The sequence below is a fragment of the Celeribacter marinus genome (assembly GCF_001308265.1).
GTDB classification, from domain to species: Bacteria; Pseudomonadota; Alphaproteobacteria; order Rhodobacterales; family Rhodobacteraceae; genus Celeribacter; species Celeribacter marinus.
Map to the genome: position 1 here is coordinate 1,752,490 of NZ_CP012023.1, position 20,927 is coordinate 1,773,416.

The 20,927-nt window shown below is 51.7% G+C and carries 24 protein-coding genes; 17 read left to right on the plus strand and 7 right to left on the minus strand.

Annotated features, from left to right (window positions below; translation table 11 throughout):
* Positions 1 to 7: 7 nt before the first annotated feature.
* Positions 8 to 880 carry a ribokinase gene (locus IMCC12053_RS08690; RefSeq protein ID WP_062218153.1) on the plus strand — a complete coding sequence of 291 codons (873 nt, stop codon included), beginning with the start codon at positions 8 to 10 and terminating at the stop codon, positions 878 to 880.
* 63 nt (positions 881 to 943) lie between these two features.
* Here IMCC12053_RS08690 and IMCC12053_RS08695 read toward each other — a convergent pair whose 3' ends face one another.
* Complete coding sequence (locus IMCC12053_RS08695; RefSeq protein ID WP_062218157.1) at positions 944 to 2,167, minus strand: argininosuccinate synthase; 1,224 nt, start codon at positions 2,165 to 2,167, stop codon at positions 944 to 946.
* A gap of 123 nt (positions 2,168 to 2,290) precedes the next feature.
* Here IMCC12053_RS08695 and IMCC12053_RS08700 point away from each other — a divergent pair, with 123 nt between their 5' ends.
* Positions 2,291 to 3,052, plus strand: a complete 762-nt coding sequence (locus IMCC12053_RS08700; protein WP_143090054.1) for a hypothetical protein — start codon at positions 2,291 to 2,293, stop codon at positions 3,050 to 3,052.
* Positions 3,049 to 4,302 (plus strand): threonine ammonia-lyase IlvA, encoded by a 1,254-nt coding sequence (gene ilvA / locus IMCC12053_RS08705; RefSeq protein WP_062218164.1) that lies wholly within the window; start codon positions 3,049 to 3,051, stop codon positions 4,300 to 4,302. Before IMCC12053_RS08700 ends, ilvA begins: the two co-directional genes overlap by 4 nt.
* 5 nt (positions 4,303 to 4,307) lie before the next feature.
* On the opposite strand, the gene IMCC12053_RS08710 is transcribed toward ilvA, so the two are convergent.
* A complete protein-coding gene (locus tag IMCC12053_RS08710) occupies positions 4,308 to 4,766 on the minus strand; it encodes an Hpt domain-containing protein (protein ID WP_062218168.1) in 459 nt (152 codons plus the stop codon).
* Between IMCC12053_RS08710 and IMCC12053_RS08715 the strand changes: the two genes are divergently transcribed.
* Positions 4,752 to 6,032 carry a PP2C family protein-serine/threonine phosphatase gene (locus IMCC12053_RS08715; RefSeq protein ID WP_062218171.1) on the plus strand — a complete coding sequence of 427 codons (1,281 nt, stop codon included), beginning with the start codon at positions 4,752 to 4,754 and terminating at the stop codon, positions 6,030 to 6,032. The two genes, IMCC12053_RS08710 and IMCC12053_RS08715, sit on opposite strands and share 15 nt — an antisense overlap.
* On the opposite strand, the gene IMCC12053_RS15580 is transcribed toward IMCC12053_RS08715, so the two are convergent.
* Positions 6,016 to 6,447 carry an NUDIX domain-containing protein gene (locus IMCC12053_RS15580; RefSeq protein ID WP_074906472.1) on the minus strand — a complete coding sequence of 144 codons (432 nt, stop codon included), beginning with the start codon at positions 6,445 to 6,447 and terminating at the stop codon, positions 6,016 to 6,018. The two genes, IMCC12053_RS08715 and IMCC12053_RS15580, sit on opposite strands and share 17 nt — an antisense overlap.
* Before the next feature lie 81 nt (positions 6,448 to 6,528).
* On the opposite strand from IMCC12053_RS15580, the gene hslO reads away from it, so the two are divergent.
* From hslO to IMCC12053_RS08740, 5 genes are all read left to right on the plus strand, one after another.
* A complete protein-coding gene (gene hslO, locus IMCC12053_RS08720; RefSeq protein ID WP_062218174.1) occupies positions 6,529 to 7,533 on the plus strand; it encodes an Hsp33 family molecular chaperone HslO in 1,005 nt (334 codons plus the stop codon).
* Positions 7,511 to 8,122 carry a CoA pyrophosphatase gene (locus IMCC12053_RS08725; RefSeq protein WP_062218177.1) on the plus strand — a complete coding sequence of 204 codons (612 nt, stop codon included), beginning with the start codon at positions 7,511 to 7,513 and terminating at the stop codon, positions 8,120 to 8,122. The genes hslO and IMCC12053_RS08725 overlap by 23 nt, the downstream gene beginning before the upstream one ends.
* On the plus strand, positions 8,110 to 9,267 hold the full coding sequence (locus IMCC12053_RS08730) for a CCA tRNA nucleotidyltransferase (RefSeq protein WP_062218180.1): 1,158 nt from the start codon (positions 8,110 to 8,112) through the stop codon (positions 9,265 to 9,267). Before IMCC12053_RS08725 ends, IMCC12053_RS08730 begins: the two co-directional genes overlap by 13 nt.
* A 4-nt stretch (positions 9,268 to 9,271) precedes the next feature.
* Complete coding sequence (locus tag IMCC12053_RS08735; RefSeq protein ID WP_143090056.1) at positions 9,272 to 10,489, plus strand: class I SAM-dependent RNA methyltransferase; 1,218 nt, start codon at positions 9,272 to 9,274, stop codon at positions 10,487 to 10,489.
* Between the two features lie 64 nt (positions 10,490 to 10,553).
* Positions 10,554 to 11,054: a L,D-transpeptidase family protein gene (locus IMCC12053_RS08740; RefSeq protein WP_062218186.1), complete on the plus strand. Its 501-nt coding sequence runs from the start codon at positions 10,554 to 10,556 to the stop codon at positions 11,052 to 11,054.
* 3 nt (positions 11,055 to 11,057) lie between these two features.
* On the opposite strand, the gene dalA is transcribed toward IMCC12053_RS08740, so the two are convergent.
* Positions 11,058 to 11,597: a divisome-associated lipoprotein DalA gene (gene dalA / locus IMCC12053_RS08745; RefSeq protein ID WP_062218189.1), complete on the minus strand. Its 540-nt coding sequence runs from the start codon at positions 11,595 to 11,597 to the stop codon at positions 11,058 to 11,060.
* A gap of 161 nt (positions 11,598 to 11,758) precedes the next feature.
* On the opposite strand from dalA, the gene IMCC12053_RS08750 reads away from it, so the two are divergent.
* Positions 11,759 to 12,352: a L,D-transpeptidase gene (locus IMCC12053_RS08750; protein WP_062218192.1), complete on the plus strand. Its 594-nt coding sequence runs from the start codon at positions 11,759 to 11,761 to the stop codon at positions 12,350 to 12,352.
* 68 nt (positions 12,353 to 12,420) lie between these two features.
* Here the strand turns inward: IMCC12053_RS08750 and hemH are convergent, their stop codons facing one another.
* Together hemH and IMCC12053_RS08760 are read right to left on the minus strand one after the other, a co-directional pair.
* Positions 12,421 to 13,506, minus strand: a complete 1,086-nt coding sequence (hemH, locus tag IMCC12053_RS08755; RefSeq protein ID WP_425458157.1) for a ferrochelatase — start codon at positions 13,504 to 13,506, stop codon at positions 12,421 to 12,423.
* A gap of 58 nt (positions 13,507 to 13,564) precedes the next feature.
* Positions 13,565 to 14,386: a methyltransferase domain-containing protein gene (locus tag IMCC12053_RS08760; protein WP_062218195.1), complete on the minus strand. Its 822-nt coding sequence runs from the start codon at positions 14,384 to 14,386 to the stop codon at positions 13,565 to 13,567.
* A 47-nt stretch (positions 14,387 to 14,433) separates the two neighbouring features.
* Here IMCC12053_RS08760 and IMCC12053_RS08765 point away from each other — a divergent pair, with 47 nt between their 5' ends.
* Genes IMCC12053_RS08765 through IMCC12053_RS08780 form a run of 4 tightly spaced genes read left to right on the plus strand, consistent with a single transcriptional unit; the run spans position 14,434 to position 16,729 of the window.
* A complete protein-coding gene (locus IMCC12053_RS08765) occupies positions 14,434 to 15,147 on the plus strand; it encodes a ComF family protein (RefSeq protein WP_062218198.1) in 714 nt (237 codons plus the stop codon).
* Positions 15,148 to 15,185: 38 nt separating this feature from the next.
* The gene (gene grxC / locus IMCC12053_RS08770; RefSeq protein ID WP_062218201.1) at positions 15,186 to 15,443 is read left to right on the plus strand and encodes a glutaredoxin 3; all 258 of its coding nucleotides are present in this window, start codon (positions 15,186 to 15,188) and stop codon (positions 15,441 to 15,443) included.
* A 3-nt stretch (positions 15,444 to 15,446) separates the two neighbouring features.
* Positions 15,447 to 16,283, plus strand: coding sequence for a carbon-nitrogen hydrolase family protein (locus IMCC12053_RS08775; RefSeq protein WP_062218204.1), 837 nt, complete (start codon positions 15,447 to 15,449; stop codon positions 16,281 to 16,283).
* A complete protein-coding gene (locus IMCC12053_RS08780; RefSeq protein ID WP_062218206.1) occupies positions 16,280 to 16,729 on the plus strand; it encodes a MarR family winged helix-turn-helix transcriptional regulator in 450 nt (149 codons plus the stop codon). Before IMCC12053_RS08775 ends, IMCC12053_RS08780 begins: the two co-directional genes overlap by 4 nt.
* A 3-nt stretch (positions 16,730 to 16,732) precedes the next feature.
* Here IMCC12053_RS08780 and ubiG read toward each other — a convergent pair whose 3' ends face one another.
* On the minus strand, positions 16,733 to 17,479 hold the full coding sequence (gene ubiG / locus IMCC12053_RS08785; protein ID WP_062218209.1) for a bifunctional 2-polyprenyl-6-hydroxyphenol methylase/3-demethylubiquinol 3-O-methyltransferase UbiG: 747 nt from the start codon (positions 17,477 to 17,479) through the stop codon (positions 16,733 to 16,735).
* A gap of 67 nt (positions 17,480 to 17,546) precedes the next feature.
* On the opposite strand from ubiG, the gene pip reads away from it, so the two are divergent.
* From pip to nusA, 3 genes are all read left to right on the plus strand, one after another.
* Positions 17,547 to 18,524: a prolyl aminopeptidase gene (pip, locus tag IMCC12053_RS08790; protein WP_062221100.1), complete on the plus strand. Its 978-nt coding sequence runs from the start codon at positions 17,547 to 17,549 to the stop codon at positions 18,522 to 18,524.
* A 179-nt stretch (positions 18,525 to 18,703) separates the two neighbouring features.
* The gene (gene rimP / locus IMCC12053_RS08795) at positions 18,704 to 19,294 is read left to right on the plus strand and encodes a ribosome maturation factor RimP (RefSeq protein ID WP_062221103.1); all 591 of its coding nucleotides are present in this window, start codon (positions 18,704 to 18,706) and stop codon (positions 19,292 to 19,294) included.
* 14 nt (positions 19,295 to 19,308) lie between these two features.
* On the plus strand, positions 19,309 to 20,925 hold the full coding sequence (gene nusA, locus IMCC12053_RS08800; RefSeq protein ID WP_062218212.1) for a transcription termination factor NusA: 1,617 nt from the start codon (positions 19,309 to 19,311) through the stop codon (positions 20,923 to 20,925).
* The last annotated feature ends 2 nt before the right edge of the window (positions 20,926 to 20,927 follow it).

Here is a 20,927-nt window from a genome sequence, read left to right on the forward strand (position 1 = left end):
ATAGGGTATGGCAATATACAATCTGGGTTCGGTTAATATTGACCATTTCTATACCTTGCCCCACTTTCCTACGCCGGGTGAGACACTTCATGCTGTTGATCATTCGTTTGGACTTGGCGGCAAAGGAACAAATCAGTCTGTAGCCGTTGCAAAGGCGGGTGCAGATGTCTTTCATGTCGGTGCGATAGGTATAAATGACAAATGGGTGCGTGAACGCATGGAGTCTTATGGCGTCAATACAACGTATGTCAGCGGCATGGACGCGCCAACTGGTCAGGCCATTATCAATATTGATGCTGCGGGTGAAAACACGATTGTTTTGTTGGCTGGCGCAAATGTTAAGCAAGATGCCGACGTGATCCTAAATGCCATCGATAACGCGCAACAAGGTGACACGCTTTTGTTGCAAAACGAGACCAACCTTCAGGATCATGCTGCCCGATTTGCATTGGTAAAAAAGATGCGGGTAATTTACTCAGCAGCGCCGTTTGATGTCGACGCTGTGGCAAAAGTCATTTCAGACGTTTCAATTTTGGTGATGAACTCGATTGAAGCGGCACAATTGACGTCCGCCTTGGGTGTGACCTTGGATAACCTACCCGTGCCACAATTGATCGTGACGCTCGGCAGTAAGGGTGCAATGTGGCGGTCAAATGAGACGGGCGAGGTCTTGGAGGTCTCGGTGCCAAAAGTGACACCTGTAGACACCACTGCGGCAGGCGATACGTTTATTGGTTATGTTGCGGCCGGCCTCGACAAGGGGATGTCTATCAAGGACGCGATGGAGTGGGCGTCACGGGCTGCCGCGCTCAAGGTAACGCGCAAAGGAAGTGCTGACGCGATACCGTACGCGCAAGACGTTGAAGCGTTTTCGTCATAACGTCTGGACGTTGATACACAACGGGGCGCCATTGGCGCCCCGTAAAATTCTTCAAGCTATGAGCTATTTCAGGCGGCGATTTCGGGCTGCCAGCAACTTCAAACGCAATGCGTTCAATTGAATAAAGCCTGCGGCGTCCTTTTGGTCATATGCACCTGCATCGTCTTCAAAGGTCACGTGAGCCTCTGAGTAGAGCGAATGATCTGACCAACGGCCCACAGTTACAGCTGAGCCTTTGTAGAGCTTCAGGCGCACGGTGCCTGTGACATGCTCTTGGCTTTTGTCGATCGCGGCCTGAAGCATTTCACGCTCTGGGCTATACCAGAACCCGTTGTAGATCAGTTCGGCATAGCGTGGCATCAGGCTATCTTTAAGGTGGCCCGCGCCGCTATCGAGTGTGATTTGTTCAATGCCGCGATGGGCCTCCAATAGGATCGTGCCACCCGGTGTCTCGTAGATGCCGCGCGACTTCATCCCGACGAAGCGGTTTTCAACGAAATCAAGACGTCCAATACCGTGTTTTCCACCATATTCGTTTAACGCGGTGAGGACCGTTGCTGGTGACATTGGCGTGCCATTGATCGCAACCGCGTCGCCTTTTTCAAAAGTTACTTCGATGAATTCAGGCTCGTTTGGAGCATCTTCTGGCGCAACAGAGCGTTGGTACACATACTCTGGTGCTTCCTGTGCGGGATCTTCGAGAACCTTGCCTTCGGATGATGTGTGCAACAGGTTGGCGTCGACGGAAAACGGAGCCTCGCCGCGCTTGTCTTTGGCTACCGGGATTTGGTTTTTCTCGGCGAACTCAAGAAGCTTGGTGCGCGAGGTCAAATCCCACTCACGCCATGGCGCGATTACTTTGATATCGGGATTCAGGGCGTACGCGGCCAATTCGAAACGGACCTGATCGTTGCCTTTGCCGGTCGCACCATGCGCTACAGCGTCTGCACCGGTTTCCTCGGCGATCTCAACAAGGCGTTTGGAAATCAACGGGCGGGCAATGGATGTGCCGAGGAGATATTGACCCTCATAAAGCGCGTTGGCACGGAACATAGGGAAGACGAAATCACGCACGAACTCTTCGCGCACATCCTCGATGAAAATGTTTTCCGGCTTGATGCCAAGCAATTCGGCTTTCTTGCGAGCAGGATCAAGCTCTTCGCCCTGACCGAGGTCGGCGGTAAATGTGACAACCTCGCAACCGTATTCGGTCTGGAGCCATTTGAGGATGATGGAAGTATCGAGGCCACCAGAGTAGGCTAGTACGACTTTTTTGGGCGCAGACATGAGGTATTCCTTTTTCGGATATCGCTTGGGCGATTATCGGGTTTTAACCCGAAGAGCAAGGTTTTGCGCCTGAATGCTTTTGGTTCGTGGCGAAAAGACATAAGTCTATGCAAAGATATATGGATGAGGAACAAAATGAACGGCTTTCAGATACTCAAAACAGCGATTGACGATGTGTTCAAGAACCTCACTGACGCGCTGGCGATCTCGGGGCTCCTATGGATCGCTGTTGTTGCGGCTCAAGTTGTATTTGTAGAAAAATTTGGCGGAATGTCTGGGTTAGAGATTGATGATCCCGCTAGTGTTCCTGTGGGATTGATTAAATGGACGCTTCTACTCAATCTGGCAACCTTGGCGATTTCTCTTTGGGTTGCGGTGGCGTGGCACCGTTTCATCATATTGGGTGAGCGCGCGATAAGCGTCGTGCCGCCGATGAACGGCGCGCGGGTACTCGCATACTTGCGAACAAGTCTTTTGATTGGAGTGATCGTCGTTGTCATTGTGTTGGCAGCATCGATAGTGCTTAGCCCTTTGGCGATGTCTGGCGGGCCGAGCCTTGTTGTTTTTGGCTATGTCGCACTGATTGTCCCGATGACGTACGTTGTTTACCGCATTTCTCCGGCTCTCCCCGCTGCGGCTATTGGAAACGGGATGGGAATAGTTGACGCATGGCGCGAGACGGCTCCCATCAAGGCCTCTGTTTTTCAGGCGGGCCTCTTTGCAACTTTGGCGGGCTTTGCGCTTCAGCAAGTTGGCGTTTTGTTTGCATTCAACGCGCTTTTGGCCACGCTTTATAATCTGGCCAGTGGTTGGGTCATGCTGATGGTTGGGGTGAGTGTATTCTCAACTATTTACAAGCTTGCCAATCATGAGTCCGCGCGATGATAAACCCCACCTTTATTGATCGTGCCGAAGAGGCCGAGCGCCGCGTTCGGCACTTGTTTGAGCCAACGCCTTGTATGCGCAACGATCATCTGTCCGCAAAGTTCGAGGCGGATATCTGGCTCAAACGTGAAGATTTGACACCTGTGCGTTCTTATAAGCTTCGCGGAGCATGGAACGCGATGCACGAAGCACGCGAGACAATGCCAAATATTGGTTTGTTTGTGTGTGCATCAGCAGGAAACCATGCACAAGGAATGGCCTACGCGTGTCGCGAATTTGGTGTTCGGGGGGTGATCTTTATGCCGGTCACAACACCTCAACAGAAGATTGATAAGACGAGAACTTTCGGTGGAGATATGATCGAGATAAGGCTGGTTGGCGACTATTTCGACGATACGCTAGCATCCGCAAAAACGTACTGCGATGCGCATGATGGTCATTTTCTTGCGCCATTTGATGATCAACATGTGATTGAAGGTCAGGCAAGCGTTGCTGTTGAGTTTGTGCGGCAAATGCCAAAAGAGCCAGATATCATTCTACTTCCTGTTGGTGGTGGCGGGCTGTCGGCGGGTGTTGTGCAGTATCTTCGCGCATGTTGGCCCGATGTGGAGGTGTATTTTGTCGAGCCAAAGGGGGGCGCATCACTAAAAGCTGCGCTGATCAACGGGTCGCCAACAAAGTTGAGCGTTATCGACAGCTTTGTGGATGGGGCCGCCGTTGCCCGCATTGGGGCTATCCCGTTCGAGGCGCTATCTGAGGTTTCGGTAGATCATGTTTTAACGGCACCTGAGGATCGCATCTGTACCACAATCGTTGATATGCTCAATGTGGAGGGTATTGTTCTAGAACCCGCGGGAGCCATGACGATCGACGCACTTCAAGATTTGAGAAGCCTGATTAAGGGGAGGCGCGTTCTTTGCGTGACGTCTGGCGGCAATTTCGATTTTGAGCGCCTTCCAGAAGTACGCGAACGCGCGCAACGGTTCTTGGGGTTGAAGAAGTATTTCATTATGCGTTTGCCGCAACGACCCGGGGCGCTACGCGAGTTCCTGGATATGCTTGGCCCGCAAGATGATATTTCCCGGTTCGAATATCTGAAAAAATCGGCACGTAATTTTGGCTCTGTTCTCATCGGAATAGAGACCAAAGACCCCAAAAACTTCAAAACCTTGTTTGATAAGATGAATGATGTGGGGTTGGTTCATCGAGATATAACTGATGATGAGGCGTTGTCTGAATTCGTCCTTTAGGGGTGCTACCCGTCAATCCCTAAATTTTTAAGGTAATCCTGTAGCGCTTTCTGGGATGAGTGGTAGGTGTTCAGGATAGCTCCTATATCGATAGCTCCGGCATTGCCGGACTTTGCATTTCGCTCACCCGCGATGCAAATTTCGGCAAAATCAGTCAGACCTAAATTCAGCGATGCGCCTTTCAAAAAATGCAGTGTAGTGCCTATTTCAGATGCGCTTTGAACATTTGAAAGGTTTTCAATAGCGTCATCCATTTCCACTAAAAAGAGCGCTGCGACTTCTAAAAAATCTTCAGAGCCAATTTCATTTTCAAGTGTTTTTAAAGTCGATGTGTTGATCATGTTGCCTGCGGCCTTGTGAGTGAACTGATCAGAAGTAAACAATTTTAAGTTTAAGGTAGCCTTAAGGTCGATCGCAGAGAGTCGAACAAAATCGGTAAGGAAAACTTCGTGGCGCTTGTCCAAACTAAAAGCACTCTATTGCAGGCTGTACCTGAGCGAGGCGTGATAAATTGCGTTCTCGTTGTCGATGATTCAATGGCCCAGCGAAAGATTATCTCCTCAAACTTAAAGAGATGGGGATATGACGTGGTTGAGGCTGCATCAGGAGCTGAAGCTATTGAGATTTGCAACACAGTCGATATTGATTTGGTGATATCTGACTGGGTGATGCCTGAGGTTACGGGGCTAGATTTTCTACGTGTTTTCCGTGGGATGGAACGACAGAACTATGGGTATTTCATCCTTGTAACATCAAAGTCGGAGTCGTCGGACGTTGCGCAAGGACTAGATGTCGGCGCGGATGATTTTCTTTCTAAACCTGTATCAAGTGATGAGTTGTTGGCGCGAATTCGCGCAGGTGAACGCATCTTGAGAATGGAGCGCGAATTGACGGAAAAAAACCGTCTCGTATCCAAAACACTTCAAGAAATGTCTGACCTCTATGATTCTTTGGATCGGGATCTGATTGAGGCGAGGCGCCTACAACAATCGTTGATTCGAGAGAGGCACCGCGATTTTGGGAATGCACAAATTTCATTGATGCTAAAGCCGAGTGGCCACGTGGGTGGCGATTTGGTGGGTTTTTATGCGATTTCGGATACCAAGGTCGGGTTGTTTTCTCTAGATGTTTCAGGCCACGGTATCGCATCAGCCCTTATGACCGCGCGGTTGGCTGGTTATTTTAGCGGCTCAACGCCCGAGCAGAACGTTGCAATTGAGCGTGGACCGGATGGGGCGTCGATCGCAATTAGTCCGGCAAAGGTCGCGGCCATTTTAAACAAGCTCATGTTGGAAGAGATGGAAACGGATCTCTATTTCACGATGACGTTAGGACATTTTGATTTAGCAACGGGAGAGTTGGTCATCACTCAGGCGGGGCATCCCCATCCGCTCCTTCAAAACGAAGATGGTAGTGTCGAATTTTTCGGCGAGGGTGGCCTACCGATTGGTCTCATTCCTGATGCGACTTTTGAAGACGTTTCAATACAATTGAAGCCCAATCAACGAGTCATTCTATACTCTGACGGCGTGACCGAATGTGCCGACGAAAGCGGCGAAATGCTAAGTGAGCATGGGTTAAAGCAGATTGTGGAAAACCTTACAGATCAACGTGGAAATGCGTTTTTTGATACGCTTCTCTGGGACGTGAGCGCATTTGGAAATGATCAAGACTTTGAGGATGACGTGTCTGCGTTGATGTTAGAATTCGGACCTAAAGTACAACCCTGACAAATGATCGATCTCCGGCGTTTCCCAATAGAACAGCAGCGTCTTTTTGTGATATCCAATGTGCGGTGTGGTGCGGCTCCGTGGGGTCGGAGAGCTTTCGCACGGGATGTGCGGAATAGATCAGGCATATTTTTTCTGCCCACATGTCGTATTCTGGCAAAAAAGCAAACCTTTTGAACTTCCCAACGAGACGCGGCTGCGCAATGCGCCACCCTGTTTCCTCGCAAACTTCGCGGTGTAGGGCTGCGATCGGTGTCTCCCCGGGATCTATTCCACCACCGGGCAGTTGAAATTCGTTTTGGCTTCCTCCTTGATACGTTACCAATAAGCGCCCATTTAGAGGAAGTAATGCATATGCTCCGGGGCGTCGTATGTACCTGATGCCAAGTTGTTGCGGATCACCGTATCTTTTCATCGTTACTACGCACCTTTCGACGAACTTGTGAGTTTAGCTTGAAAACGGTATGCCCAACCTCTCAACTTAGGGAAAGACTAAATGCACGGTTCCAAAATTGCATGGGATGACACAGTTCTCCCATTTCAGCTTGATGCTTCGGATGTTCGCGGACGCGTTGCCCGCCTCGACGGCACGCTCGAAAAAATACTTGAGCAACATGACTATCCCGAAAAAATTGAGGCACTGATAGCCGAAATGGCTTTGCTGACCGCAATGATTGGTCAGACAATGAAGTTGCGTTGGAAGCTATCGCTTCAGATTCGTGGCAATGGAGCCGCGCGCATTGTCGCAACGGATTTCATTGCCCCTACGGTTGATGGAGAGCCCGCTACGATCCGTGCATATGCCTCTTTTGATAAAGATAAGTTAGCTGATGCGTCTTCGTTTGAGGATCTCGTTGGTAAGGGCTATTTTGCCATTTTGATAGACCAAGGCAAGGGATCTACGCCCTATCAGGGAATCACACCGCTCTTTGGGAAATCGATTTCTGCGTGCGCAGAAACCTATTTCGCGCAATCTGAGCAGCTCCCCACACGATTTTCAGTATCATTCGGGAAATCAAAAATTGCCGGCGAAGGTGAGTTTTGGCGCGCTGGCGGCGTCATGTTGCAAAAAATGCCAAAAGCCTCACCTCTTTTAAAGCCTGCGGAGGGTGACGCGCCAGTATTGGTTTCCGCTTCAGATTTGCTTGATGGTGATGACGAAGAAAATTGGAATCGCGCGAATATTTTGCTCGATTCCGTTGATGATTTGGAGCTAATCGGACCAAGTGTCTCGCCAACAGATCTTTTGGTGCGCCTGTTCCACGAAGATCGGCCACGTGTATTTGATGCGCAACCTGTTCGCTTTGGGTGTAGTTGTTCCGAGGATCGCGTTCGCCAAAGCCTGTCGATCTATTCCGCGAAAGATATCGCGCACATGACGACAGACGAGGGAGACGTTACGGCTGATTGCCAATTCTGCGGCGCTCACTACGTTTTGGATCCGCGCACAGTTGGGTTTGAGGCAGAGGGTGGCCCTGATGGCAGTGGCGATAGACCTTAAACGCATCCAACGCGGGCTTGAACTTGGCTCCGGTGCGACATCAGATTTTGACCTAAATCCAAATGCAGAGAGATTTGCATCCTCGCAATTGAAGGTTGCGGGCGTGTTAGTTCCCTTTATTGAGCGTGATTCAGGTTTGAACTTGATACTGACTAAGCGCGCGTCTCATTTGAAACATCATCCGGGACAGATTGCTCTTCCCGGCGGGCGTATGGATGCGGGTGATGTGGATGTGACAGCAACGGCTTTGCGTGAGGCGCACGAGGAGATCGGACTTTTACCTGAAAATGTTGAGGTGATTGGAAGCCTGCCCGCACATGAAACGGTGAGTCGCTATGCTATGACTCCAATTATTGGACGAGTTAAGGGCGACTTTGCCGCTATTTGTGAACCGGGGGAGGTCGCGGAAGTCTTCGAAGTCCCTGCTCATTTTGTTCTCGATCCAGACAACTTTCGTGTTGAATCACGTTTGTGGCGCGGCGCAATCAGATCGTACTACACTGTTCCATACGGCCCCTACTACATTTGGGGCGCCACCGCGCGCGTTCTAAAGGGATTGGCGGAAAGGGTTTCAAAATGTCGAAGCTGACCGCGACGTGGCTAGATTCCGTGAAAACTCAGTTTGTGTTGTCATCGTTAGCTGACGCTGGTTTTGCCGCGTATCTGGTTGGCGGCTGTGTGCGCAACGCCTTACTACATGTACCCGTTAGCGATCTTGATATCGCTACATCCGCAAGGCCTGAACAGGTCATGTCTGTGTTTGAGGCGGTTGGTGTAAAGGTGGTTCCAACGGGGATCGACCACGGGACAGTTACATTGGTTTTGGAGAGCCAAACGTACGAAGTCACGACGTTTCGCAGGGATATTTCGACAGACGGGCGCCACGCTACGGTGCTGTTTTCAAATACAATTCACGACGATGCGTTCCGCAGAGATTTTACGATGAACGCGCTGTATTGTGACCGACTTGGCGTCATTCATGATCCGGTTGGCGGGATGCCTGATCTGGAAAAGCGGCATGTTAGGTTCATAAAAGACCCACAGACCCGTATTCAAGAAGACTATCTTCGCATTTTGCGATTTTTTCGGTTCTACGCATGGTACGGCAATCATGAGGATGGTCTAGACGAGGAGGGGTTGGCGGCCTGCGCCGCGAATCTAGATGGGTTGGACCTAATCTCGCGCGAACGTATTGGATCTGAATTTTTTAAGCTTCTATCCGCCCCACGCCCCGAAACTGCGCTGGGGGCAATGGAGCAAAGTGGCGTTTTGGCGCGGCTGCTACCTGGCGCTGCGTGTAAGATATTCTTCGCCTTGTCTGCGCTTGATGCCCCTTTAGACCCTCTTATGCGTCTTGCGGCTCTCGGAGGAGATGATGTTTCTGAGAGACTGCGCCTCTCAAAAAAGCAAGCAACTCAACTTGCACGTCTTCGCGCCGCAATGGGTTCCAGCGAAAGTTTAGAGAGCCTTGCCTATCGTCATGGAGACTTGTGTGCCATATCTGTTGCATATCTGCGCTCCGCGATGTTTGAAACGCCTTTGCCCGCAGATTGGATGGTGCAAATTTCGCGCGGACGCGACGCTATCTTTCCAATTCGAGCATCCGATTTGCCCTCTTCGCTTGAGGGAGCCAACATTGGGCGCGCGCTAAAAGACATGGAGCGACACTGGATTGATACGCATTTTGATCTCTCCAAGTCAGACTTACTTTCAAATTATCTAGGGAAATCCTAAATTGGTGCAACTCACAATCGAACGCCTTGGCCATCAAGGCGATGGTATCGGCCAAGGCCCAATATACGCTGCTCAAACCTTGCCCGGCGAGGTGGTTGAGGGTGATATTGTTGATGGGCGGATGTCGAAGCCACGAATTCTGACACCCTCAGAAGATCGTGTAAAAGCGCCCTGCCGTCATTACAGCGTGTGCGGCGGTTGCTCGCTTCAACATGCCTCTGACGATTTTGTGTCGAATTGGAAGCGCGACGTTGTGGTGACCGCGCTAAAGCACCAAGGTATTTTTGCAAAGATTACTGCGGTTCATACGTCACCTCCGCAATCTCGACGCCGTGCTGTATTTCACGGTAAGCGAACCAAAAACGGGGCGCATTTGGGTCTATTTGGGCGGGCAAGTGACATTCTCCATGATATCCCTAGTTGTAAGCTGATGTCGGCGAGCATCATGAGTGGATTTGAAACGTTGCGCTCACTCGTGGTTTTGGGTGCGACGCGGCGTGGACATATGACCCTGACCGTGACCGAAGTGGCCGGAGGGTTGGATGTCTCTGTTGAAAACGGAAAAGACCTAGATCTCAAATTTCGGTCCGAGTTGGCCAGTTTTGTGCCAAACTCGGGTCTAATCCGGCTCGTCTGGCAGGGCGAAGTGATTGCACAAAACGGCCTGCCGTACCAATTGTTCGGCTCGGCCAAAGTGGTTCCTCCGGCAGGTGCGTTTTTGCAAGCGACTTCACATGGAGAGGCTGTGTTGGTCGATGCCATGCGCCGCGCTGTGGGTGACGCCAAATCAGTTGTTGATCTGTTCGCAGGGTGTGGAACGTTCTCAATGCCATTGGCGCAAACCGCGCGCGTGCATGCCGTTGAGGATGTGCGTGAGATGATGGAGGCGTTGGCGGCGGGGTGGCGTGAGGCGCTTGGCCTCAAACAGGTTACAACCGAAACGCGTGACTTGTTTCGTCGGCCGCTACTGCCCGATGAGTTGGCTAAATTCGAAGCTGTGGTTATTGATCCGCCCCGCGCGGGAGCGGCGGCACAGATAGCCGAGTTGGCGAAAAGCGAGATTGGCGTCATTGGATTTGTATCCTGTAATCCCGTGACATTTGCGCGGGATGCGCGCGTTCTTTTGGATGCGGGGTTCGTGTTGGATTGGTTGGAAGTGGTCGACCAGTTTAGGTGGTCGTCGCATGTAGAGGTTGCTGCACGGTTCGCGCGAATGTCATGAACATTGTGTTTGAGGATTCATTGGATTGGTGTATCAGCAGCCAAAACAAAGCGAAGGCTTGAGCATGTACCGCCGTCAATTTTTATGTTGTCTTGCCGCATTGGCGAGCGTTCCCCAAGTCGCGATTTCGCGCGAATTGAAACCCTATGGCGGGCCCCAAATAACGCGGGTTGTGTTACACAAAAGTCGTCGTCGCCTGTATTTGCTTAGCGGCGAAACTGTTGTGAAAGATTATAAAGTTGGGTTGGGTTCTGCCCCCGCTGGACCGAAGCGTTTTGAAGGCGATGGGAAAACGCCCGAAGGCAGCTATATTATTGACCGACGCAATCCAAATTCGTCCTTTCATCTGTCAATCGGGATTTCATATCCCAATACTCAGGATCAAGAATTTGCAGCTGCGCATGGAAAACGTGCGGGTGGCGACATCTTTATCCATGGCCGTGCGCGCCAGAATAAAGGAAAGGGCCGTGACTGGACCGCGGGGTGTATTGCCGTAAAAGACCGCCATATCGAACAAATCTATATGATGGTTCAGCTTGGCACGCAGATTGATATCTATCCCTAGCGTTTATTCGTCACTGATCGTTGCGATAGTTGGGCGACTGCCGAGTATGAGCGTCCACCACAGTTTCCCATTGCTCTCCTGATACCATGCAAAACCCATGTCAGTTGCGCGGCGATCTAGAATAATGTCGCGTGTATCAGGTTGCTCCATCCAAGCGGACAGTGTTTCTAGCTCGGTTTCGTAAGTCTCAGAGATATTTTCGCCCAACATCAGGCCCGAATAGCCCGACCGAGCAACGCGACTGATTGGCGAGGATCCATCAGATCCAAAATGCCAAGGACGGTTCTGAACCTGCATATCTCGTGAATGGGTCGCTGCGGCTGCATCAAGGTTGGCATTCAACGCAACAGGCGCACGTCCGGCGGCTGAGCGTAGCGCATTGATCGAGTCGAGCATGCGGTATTCAATTTTTGCTTCATCGCGATTGGCGATCCGATAGACGCGAGGGAGAGGCTTGCCATCAGGCGCAAGCCGCTCTGGTGGCGCTGCACAGGCAGTCAATCCGAGCGCAAAAATAGTCAAGAAAGCAAAAAACCGCGTCATACCAGACACTCCAAATATGTTTGTAGCTCAATTAGCCTGTTTTTCGGGGTGGATCAAATGGCGTTCGCGTGATTCCGCTTCTCGCGATTGTTTGAATTGCGACTGAGGCAATCGCGCCATATATGTAGCGCAGTATTTTGAAACCATGGCGGACTGTTGATATGTCGAAAATTCCTCAAACTTTAATTGGGCGTCGATCTTTTTTGGCCGCCGGTACTGCTATGTTGGCTGCGCCCGCGCTTGCTCAAACGGATGAAACGACTGAAATCGAACGCGATTTGTCTGAATCTGTGCGCCGCAACATATCGAGTTTTCGGTCTTTGGACTGGCACCCCTATTTTAGTTCGCTTCGCAACGGGGCAATACTTGTCGATACGACATCGCGTGCGCTTCATTATTGGAACGAAGACGAGACAATCTACAAACTTTATCCGACTTCTGTGCCATTGACTGAGGATTTGACTCGTCGCGGGCGCACGGAAATCATCCGTAAGGTTGAGGGGCCAAGTTGGGCGCCAACCCCATCGATGAAAATACGTAATCCGGAATGGCCAGACTTTGTTGGTCCTGGCCCGAATAACCCGCTCGGAACACACGCGCTTTATCTGAGCTGGCAGTATTACCGCATCCACGGCACCCACGACACGCGCAAAATTGGGCGTCAGTCATCGAACGGCTGTATCGGCCTATACAATGAGCATATTGCGGAGCTTTACACTTTGGCAAAAAATGGCACTCAGGTTTTGCTGATCTAAATGCTCTATTTTTAAACTAAAAAAGGCGGCCCATAGTTTGGCCGCCTTTTTTTAATGTTTGCAGGTTCTTAGACCCAGCCGGTCAGGTTTTTTTCGATGACATGGACCAAGGCGTCAATATGTGCGGGCTCGTCATTTAAGCAGGGGATATAAAGAAATTCTTCGCCGCCTGCTTCTTCAAAGCTCTCTTTGATCTCTTCGTTGATCTCTTCGAGCGTTTCAATGCAGTCCGCAGAAAATGCAGGTGCGCAAACCGCGATACTCTTGTTCCCTGCCTCGGCCTGACGCGCGACTTCCTCAACCGTATAGGGCTGAAGCCATGCTTCAGGGCCGAATTTGGATTGGAACGTGGTCATGATTTCGGTGTCATCCCAGCCTAGCCTTTCTTTGAGAAGGCGAGTCGTTTTTTGACATTGGCAATGATAGGGATCGCCACCCACTCTGTGGTAGCGCTGTGGTAGTCCATGGTATGAGCAGATAAGAATGCCCGGCTTTTTCTCAGCGCCTGCATAGGCAGTTTCTATCGATGCCGCGAGAGCATCGATGTATTTTGGTTCGTCAAAATACGGAGCGACAGTACGTGAAGCCGGTTGCCAGTTTTCTTCCATCAATGCGCGGAAAAACTCATCATTTGCCGTTGCAACTGTCGCGCCCGCATACTGTGGGTAAAGCGGGAAAAACAGGATTTTGGTGCACCCCTGTGCGACCATATTGGCAACCTTTGATTTCGTCGACGGGTTGCCGTAACGCATGCAGAAATCGACCATGACGTCGTCACCGTATTTCACTTTGAGCGTCTTTGAGATGGCGGAAACCTGATCTTTTGTGATCGTCATGAGGGGGCTTTCATTTGCCTCCTCGTTCCAGATGGATTTGTACGCCGCTCCCGATTTGGACGGACGAATCGACAATACAATGCCTTGTAAGATCGGCTGCCACTGCCATCTCGGATAGTCGATCACTCGCTTATCGGACAAAAATTCGTTCAAATATCGCCGCATGGACCAATAGTCGGTGTTATCGGGTGTGCCGAGGTTCGCGACCAAAACGCCAACCTTTTCCTTCGGAATTTTAGGGTGATCCGACTGCGCATGTACGGGGCAGGTCGCATCTGGCGCGTTCGTATTGATCCGCGTCGGCTTCATCTTTCCCATGGTCTTCCTTCCATTTCATTGTGTCTTAGGCTTAGAGCGTTCCGAGGTATCGTCAACATCAAGAGCGCAGTTTTAGCTCGTTTGTGCCAAGTGCGTCTGCAAGTCGCGCCTTTGCACTTCCGCGGAGGAGCGGTTTCGGTTGGCTATCGTCCGGCGCCCAACCCGTGAGGCACACGATATCAAAGGTCGCAATGAGGAGACCGTCCTGTGAATAATGTTCGGAATAGATCGTTTCAGCCAAGTTGAAGATTGATTTGGGTGTAAATCTGCGTGAACTTTGGCTTAGCGCCGCTGTCTCGCCCATACTGCGTAGGTCATAGATTAGGCGGTTTAGGGTCTTGTAACTTGCTTTGCGCACCATTTTGTCGGCGACGGGCAATGCAAAAGAGGCGCGCTGTAGTAACCCACCCAAGTCGCGGATTTCCCCCATCGGCAAAACACGCGAAGAGAGGCCGCCTGAGATCGCAATCTCTGCTTCGGCGAGACTAATTCTAAGCTCTTTTAGAGTCTCATCACCAAGAAAAATGGCGAGCATTAGCCCGTCAGGTCGAAGGGCACGGTTGCATTGAATCAATTGCCCAACGGGATCATTCGCCCAATGCAATGACATTGCGTGGATAACAAGGTCATAGCTTTGCTCAGCCAGCCCAAGCGTGTCCGTATCGCTGATTATGGTCGCATCTGGGAACCATGTTTTCCAGAGCGTTGGAAAGCCCGTCACAATCGCAACATCGGCAAACGATTTATTAACCATACTTAGGCGATCTTGAATATCGAGACGAGCCTCCTCGTGAAGAAAGAAGTCGCCACCAATTCGCTCTGCGCGACGACGATGCCGGTCAAGTCTGTCTCGATTTACGAGGGGCGTTTGCGTGGCCATGTCGCGTCCTTTGCGGGTTTCGAGCACTTTAAGAAGTGAAGCAGGAAATGAAAACACTCGCAGCCCTAATCTATCCACCGCAGTGTATGAATTGCGATGTTCATATCGACGCAGACTACGGATTGTGCCCCACGTGTTGGGCTCAGACTGATTTCATAATTGATCATCCGTGTGAGAGATGTGGCCGACCACTTATGGGTTTGGCGCAGGAGGGAGATCTTTGTGACGACTGTCTTATCACACCTCATGCTTGGTCCAAGGGCCGTGCAGTGTTGCAATACGCGGGTGTGGGACGATCCCTAATTTTGAGTTTCAAACACGGAGATCGTACAGACCTCGCGCCTGTTCTGGGTGACTGGATTACCAAGGCTGCGATTTCTCTAATCACGCCTGAAACGCTTATCGCGCCGGTCCCGCTACACTGGGCACGGCTTTTGCGACGTCGCTACAATCAATCGATGTTGCTGTCTCAACGTATTGCTAAAAAATCGTGTGGTCAGCATATTTGCAACCTGCTGACGCGAACGAGGCGCACGAAGAGTCTCGATGGGTTGAGCGGTATCGCGCGCCGCACTATTGTGGAAAACGTTATGCGTGTGACCCCCAAGCACCACGGCAAAATAGAAGGGCGGCCGGTTCTCATTATAGATGATGTGATGACCACAGGGGCTACTTTGGACGCATGTGCGCAGGCGTGTTTGTCTGCGGGTGCATCGCGGGTGGACGTTGCTGTACTCGCACGCGTTGCCAGAGAGAGGTGAATTCTGATAGCTCTGCAAAAAAGAATAAGGATTTCGACATGCAGCCGGTCACTCTCTACACGACACCTATTTGCCCGTTTTGTATCGCTGCAAAGCGATTACTGGACGCTAAGGGCGTCAATTACACGGATATTGACGTCATGCGCGATCCGTCCCGCCGTGCCGAAATGATGCAAAAGGCTCACGGCCGTCACACGGTCCCACAGATTTTTGTCGGAGATGAGCATATTGGCGGATGTGATGAGCTTCATGCATTGGAGCGTGCCGGTAAGCTTGATGCGCTTTTGGCGGGCTGACGCATGACCCGCGCCGCACTGATTACTCTCAATTCATGTGACGACCCTGTTTCCAATCTAACAGAAACAGTGTCGTTGTTGCATGATGCGGCTGACGGTGGTGCGGACTTCATACTGACGCCAGAGGTGACGAATTGCATCTCCACCAATCGCGAGCATCAAGACGCTGTTTTGTACCGCGAGGCGGATGACATCACGCTCGCCGTCATTTGCGATTTTGCGGCTTTGCGTCAGGTGTGGGTTTTAGTCGGGTCATTGGCGCTAAAAACGGATGATGTTGATGGACGTTTTGCCAATCGGTCTTTTCTAATTTCCCCTTTGGGTAAAATCGCTGTGCGATACGACAAGGCGCATATGTTTGATGTCGCCGTGAGCGAAACCGAAACCTATCTAGAATCTGCAGGGTACAGGCCGGGGAATAGGTTGGCTTTGGGCCGGACGCCTTTCGGCGTGATCGGAATGAGTGTCTGTTATGATCTACGCTTTGCGTATCTCTACCGATCGTTGGCTCAGGCTGGTGCGGATATTTTGACGGTCCCGTCTGCGTTTTCTGCGGTTACGGGGGCCGCGCATTGGGAAGTTTTATTGCGTGCACGCGCCATTGAGACGGGATCATTCGTATTTGCACCTGCACAAACGGGTGCGCACCGCGAAAAACATGCGACAAAACGCCAAACTTACGGTCATTCCCTTGTTGTTTCTCCGTGGGGTGACGTAGTGTTCGATGGGGGCGTTGAGGTTGGCGTCGGGTTCGTTGATTTCGACCTACGCGCGGTACATGATGCACGATCACGTATTCCGTCACTGTTGCATGATCGGGTTTTAGAGGCGCCACAATGAGTGAAAATATTACAAATGACTCGTTAGCTGTTGCCCTATTTTCTGAAATTTTTATGGCGGATCAATTGGCGCGAAACCGTCTAACAAAGGCGTTGCCAAAGGGCATGGAGATCAGCCATTTCTCCGTCCTCAACCATCTTGCAGGGGCCGGCGATGAGCGATCCCCCGCACAGCTTGCGCGAGCGTTTCATCTAACGCGCGGTGCCATGACCAACACCCTCAACAAGCTGGAGTGGGCTGGCCACATACACGTTCGGCCCGATTGGGATGATGCGCGTCGAAAGTTTGTGTCGATCTCACCATCAGGGCGCGCCGCGCGCGAAGCTGCATTATCTGCCATCGCGCCAATCTTGAGTGATGTGGTCGATGCGATTGGTCACGACAAAGTCAAAGGGGCGCTTCCGGTGCTGCGTGAAATGCGTGTACGCCTTGAAAATGATGGGTAGCCCTCAGGCCACCTTTGTAGATGCCGTCACATAATTCACGGACAGGTCGCGGTCAGACAAGGACCATTTCCAAAGTGCGGGGTTGAATACGAATCCTTTGCGATCAACAGGACGCAAGCCTGCCGTTTCAATCAATTCGAATAGCTCGTCTGGCGTGATGAACTTCTTCCAGTCATGCGTGCCTTTGGGTAGCCAGCGCATCACAATTTCGGCACCAACAATCGCCATCATATATGACTTTGGATTGCGGTTTATGGTTGAGCAAATCATCAACCCACCAGTCTTGAGTAGGGTTTGGCACGCATTTAGGTAGTTTTGCGGGTCGGCGACGTGTTCGACCACTTCCATGTTCAATGCGACATCAAACGTTTCTCCGGCCGCCGCCAAATCTTCGGCGGTGGTGAAGCGGTAATTTATGTCGAGGCCAGCGTTTTCAGCATGAACTTGTGCCACGGGAATATTACGTTCGGCAGCGTCCGCGCCCACAACTGTTGCGCCAAGGCGCGCCATGGGTTCGGACAAAAGCCCGCCGCCACAGCCGATATCGAGAATACGCAATCCGTCAAAGGGGGCTGGGGATGATAGATCACGCCCAAATTCCGCGGCGATCTGGGATGTGATGTAGTCGAGACGGGTTGGGTTGAGCATATGAAGTGGCTTGAATTTGCCATTGGGATCCCACCATTCGGCAGCCATCGCCTCAAATTTTGCGACCTCTTGGGGATCGATTGTGGACTGATGCATTTGCATGCTCCTCTCCTTCGTGGTCAACTTGCGTCACGACGCATCGCAACTCTTTGCTCTATACAGGACGCCCATGGACAAGGTCTCAGACCAAAAGAGCGCATTCAGTTATCTCTACCCGCAAATCGTCCCCAATGACCATATCATGTTGGCGGTCGGGGATGGACATGAGATCTATGTCGAAGAGTGTGGAAATCCAGAGGGCATTCCAGTTGTGGTCCTACATGGCGGACCGGGCGGAGGGTGTAGTCCCTATATGAGGCGGTTTTTTAACCCCCAGCTTTACCGCATTATTTTGTTTGACCAACGCGGGTGTGGGCGATCAAAACCCTTTGCATCGGTTGAGGCGAACACCACTTGGCATCTTGTGCGCGACATCGAAGCGATCCGAACGCACTTTGGGATAGAGCGTTGGATGGTGTTTGGGGGGAGTTGGGGTGCGACACTTGCGCTGGCCTATGCTCAAACCCATCCTAATCGTGCAATCCATTTGATCCTGCGCGGAGTTTTTCTTGCAACCCAAGATGAACTAAATTGGTTTTACGGTGGCGGTGCAGGCCGGTTCTGGCCTGAGCTTTGGGCGAATTTTGTCGATGCAATACCACACACTGAGCGCAATGATCTCATTTCCGCATATCATCGGCGGTTGTTTTCTGGAAACCGTGCGGAAGAGATTAAATTTGCACGTGCATGGTCGGTCTGGGAGAGTGCGCTGGCTGCAATCGGGTCGAATGGGGTGACGGGCGATCCACCCGCAGACTACACGCGAGCATTTGCGCGCCTCGAAAACCACTATTTCAAAAACAATGCCTTTTTTGAGTGCGATGGGCAGTTGCTACAGGGTGCCACCGCACTTGCCGAGGTGTCGGGCACGATTGTACAGGGGCGGTTCGATATGATCTGCCCACCGATGTCGGCGTTCAAACTGCAAAAGGTCTGGCCACGCGCCAAGTTGCATATGATTGGCCAAGCGGGGCATGCGCTATCCGAACCTGGGATTACGCGCGCTTTGGTTCAGGTGATGGATGGTTTGGCGCGGCCCTTGCGTTAGAATATGCAATAGGGCTTGCCGACTCATGGATTGCAGCGTATATGGCTTTCAACAGCGGCGCGTCGGTGTCTTACCGAAGCTCCACCGGACTTCTTAGACGGGCCGCGCGCCCGTTTTTTTGTGCTCTGATCTCAGGGCGCGCATATACCGACCGAAACAAAAGCGAAGGGTCAATGGATATGAATTCCGACCTCATTGCGAAAGCAGCGATAGACCGCCGTCTGGCCGAGATTATAACCCCTGTCCTTGAGGGTATGGGGTTTGAACTTGTGCGCGTCCGTTTGATGTCGTCAACGAAGTCAAAGACGCTTCAGATTATGGCGCAGCGCCCTGATGGTGGGATTGAGGTTGATGAGTGCGCCCAGATCTCCACAGCGGTATCTGCCGTTCTCGATGTTGAGGATCCGATTGAGGACGAATACACGCTCGAAGTGTCGTCCCCCGGCATTGACCGCCCACTGACGCGCTTGAAAGATTTTGCTGCGTTCGAGGGCTACGAAGTTAAGATAGAGACGACCGAAATGATTGATGGCCGTCGTCGCTTTAAAGGGGCGCTTGCGGGCGTTGAGGGGGAAGACGTCCTTCTCGCTATTGAAGAGAATGGCGAAGAGCTCACCATCGGACTGAAATTTGATTGGCTCTCGGACGCGAAGCTTGTGCTGACCGACGAATTGATCCGCGAAATGCTGCGCCAGCGCAAAGATGCCGGTGCAATTGATGAAACCAATTTTGACGAAATCCAAACCGAAGACGGTTCCACAGAGGATTAAGAGAGGACTGAATTATGGCAATCACCTCTGCAAACCAGCTTGAGCTGTTGCAAACCGCCGAGGCCGTGGCACGCGAAAAAATGATCGATGCGTCGGTCGTTGTTGAAGCGATGGAGGAGAGCCTCGCACGCGCTGCAAAGTCGCGTTACGGCTCCGAAATGGACATTCATGTGTCCATTGACCGCAAGACTGGCAAGGCAACCTTTACCCGTGTTCGCACGGTTGTTGAGGACGACGATCTTGAGAATTATCAAGCTGAGTTGACCGTCAAGCAGGCCAAAGAATACATGACGGATCCGTCCGTTGGTGATGTTCTGTCCGAAGAGATCCCGCCCGTGGAGCTTGGCCGTATCGCCGCGCAGTCTGCAAAGCAGGTTATTTTGCAAAAGGTTCGCGAAGCCGAGCGCGATCGCCAATACGAAGAATTCAAAGATCGCACAGGCACCATTATCAATGGTGTTGTGAAGCGCGAAGAGTATGGCAACGTTATCGTAGACGTTGGTCGTGGCGAAGGCATTTTGCGCCGCAACGAAAAAATTGGTCGCGAAGCGTATCGCCCAAATGATCGCATTCGCTGTTTCATCAAGGATGTGCGCCGCGAAGCGCGCGGTCCGCAGGTTTTCTTGTCGCGCACTGCGCCAGAATTCATGTCAGAACTGTTCAAGATGGAAGTGCCTGAAATCTACGATGGCATCATTGAGATTAAAGCTGTTGCTCGTGATCCCGGATCGCGCGCAAAGATTGCTGTGATTTCCTATGACAGCTCCATTGATCCCGTTGGCGCCTGTGTCGGTATGCGCGGTTCGCGCGTACAGGCCGTTGTGAATGAGCTTCAGGGTGAAAAAATCGACATCATTCCATGGAATGATGATCAGCCAACATTCCTTGTGAACGCATTGCAGCCCGCCGAAGTGACCAAAGTTGTTCTTGACGAGGATGCCGGCAAAATCGAAGTGGTCGTTCCTGACGAGCAACTTTCGCTTGCCATTGGTCGTCGCGGTCAAAACGTGCGCCTTGCATCGCAATTGACGAACCTTGATATCGACATCCTTACGGAAGCCGAAGAATCAGCGCGCCGTCAGGCCGAGTTCGCCGAGCGCACGCAGCTGTTTATGGACAACCTCGATCTTGACGAGTTCTTTGCACAATTGCTCGTATCCGAAGGCTTCACCAACCTCGAAGAGGTGGCTTATGTCGACGTAGACGAGCTGCTTGTAATCGATGGTGTTGACGCAGATACCGCAAGCGAGTTGCAGGCCCGTGCCCGTGACGTTCTTGAAGCTGCAAGCCGCAAGGCTTTGGAGCGTGCCCGCGAATTGGGTGTCGAGGACAGCTTGGTCGGGTTTGAAGGTTTGACACCTCAAATGATCGAAGCACTTGCTGAGGATGGCGTGAAGTCGCTCGAAGATTTTGCGACCTGTGCCGACTGGGAGCTTGCAGGCGGTTGGACAACGGTAAACGGCGAACGCGTTAAGGACGATGGCGTTCTTGAAAAGTTCGACGTGTCTCTAGAAGACGCTCAGACATTCGTTATGACAGCACGCATCCAGTTGGGTTGGGTTGATCCCGCCGATTTGGAAGGGGCGACAGATGACGATGCTGACGAGACTGAAGAGGGTTCGGAGGCCTGAGT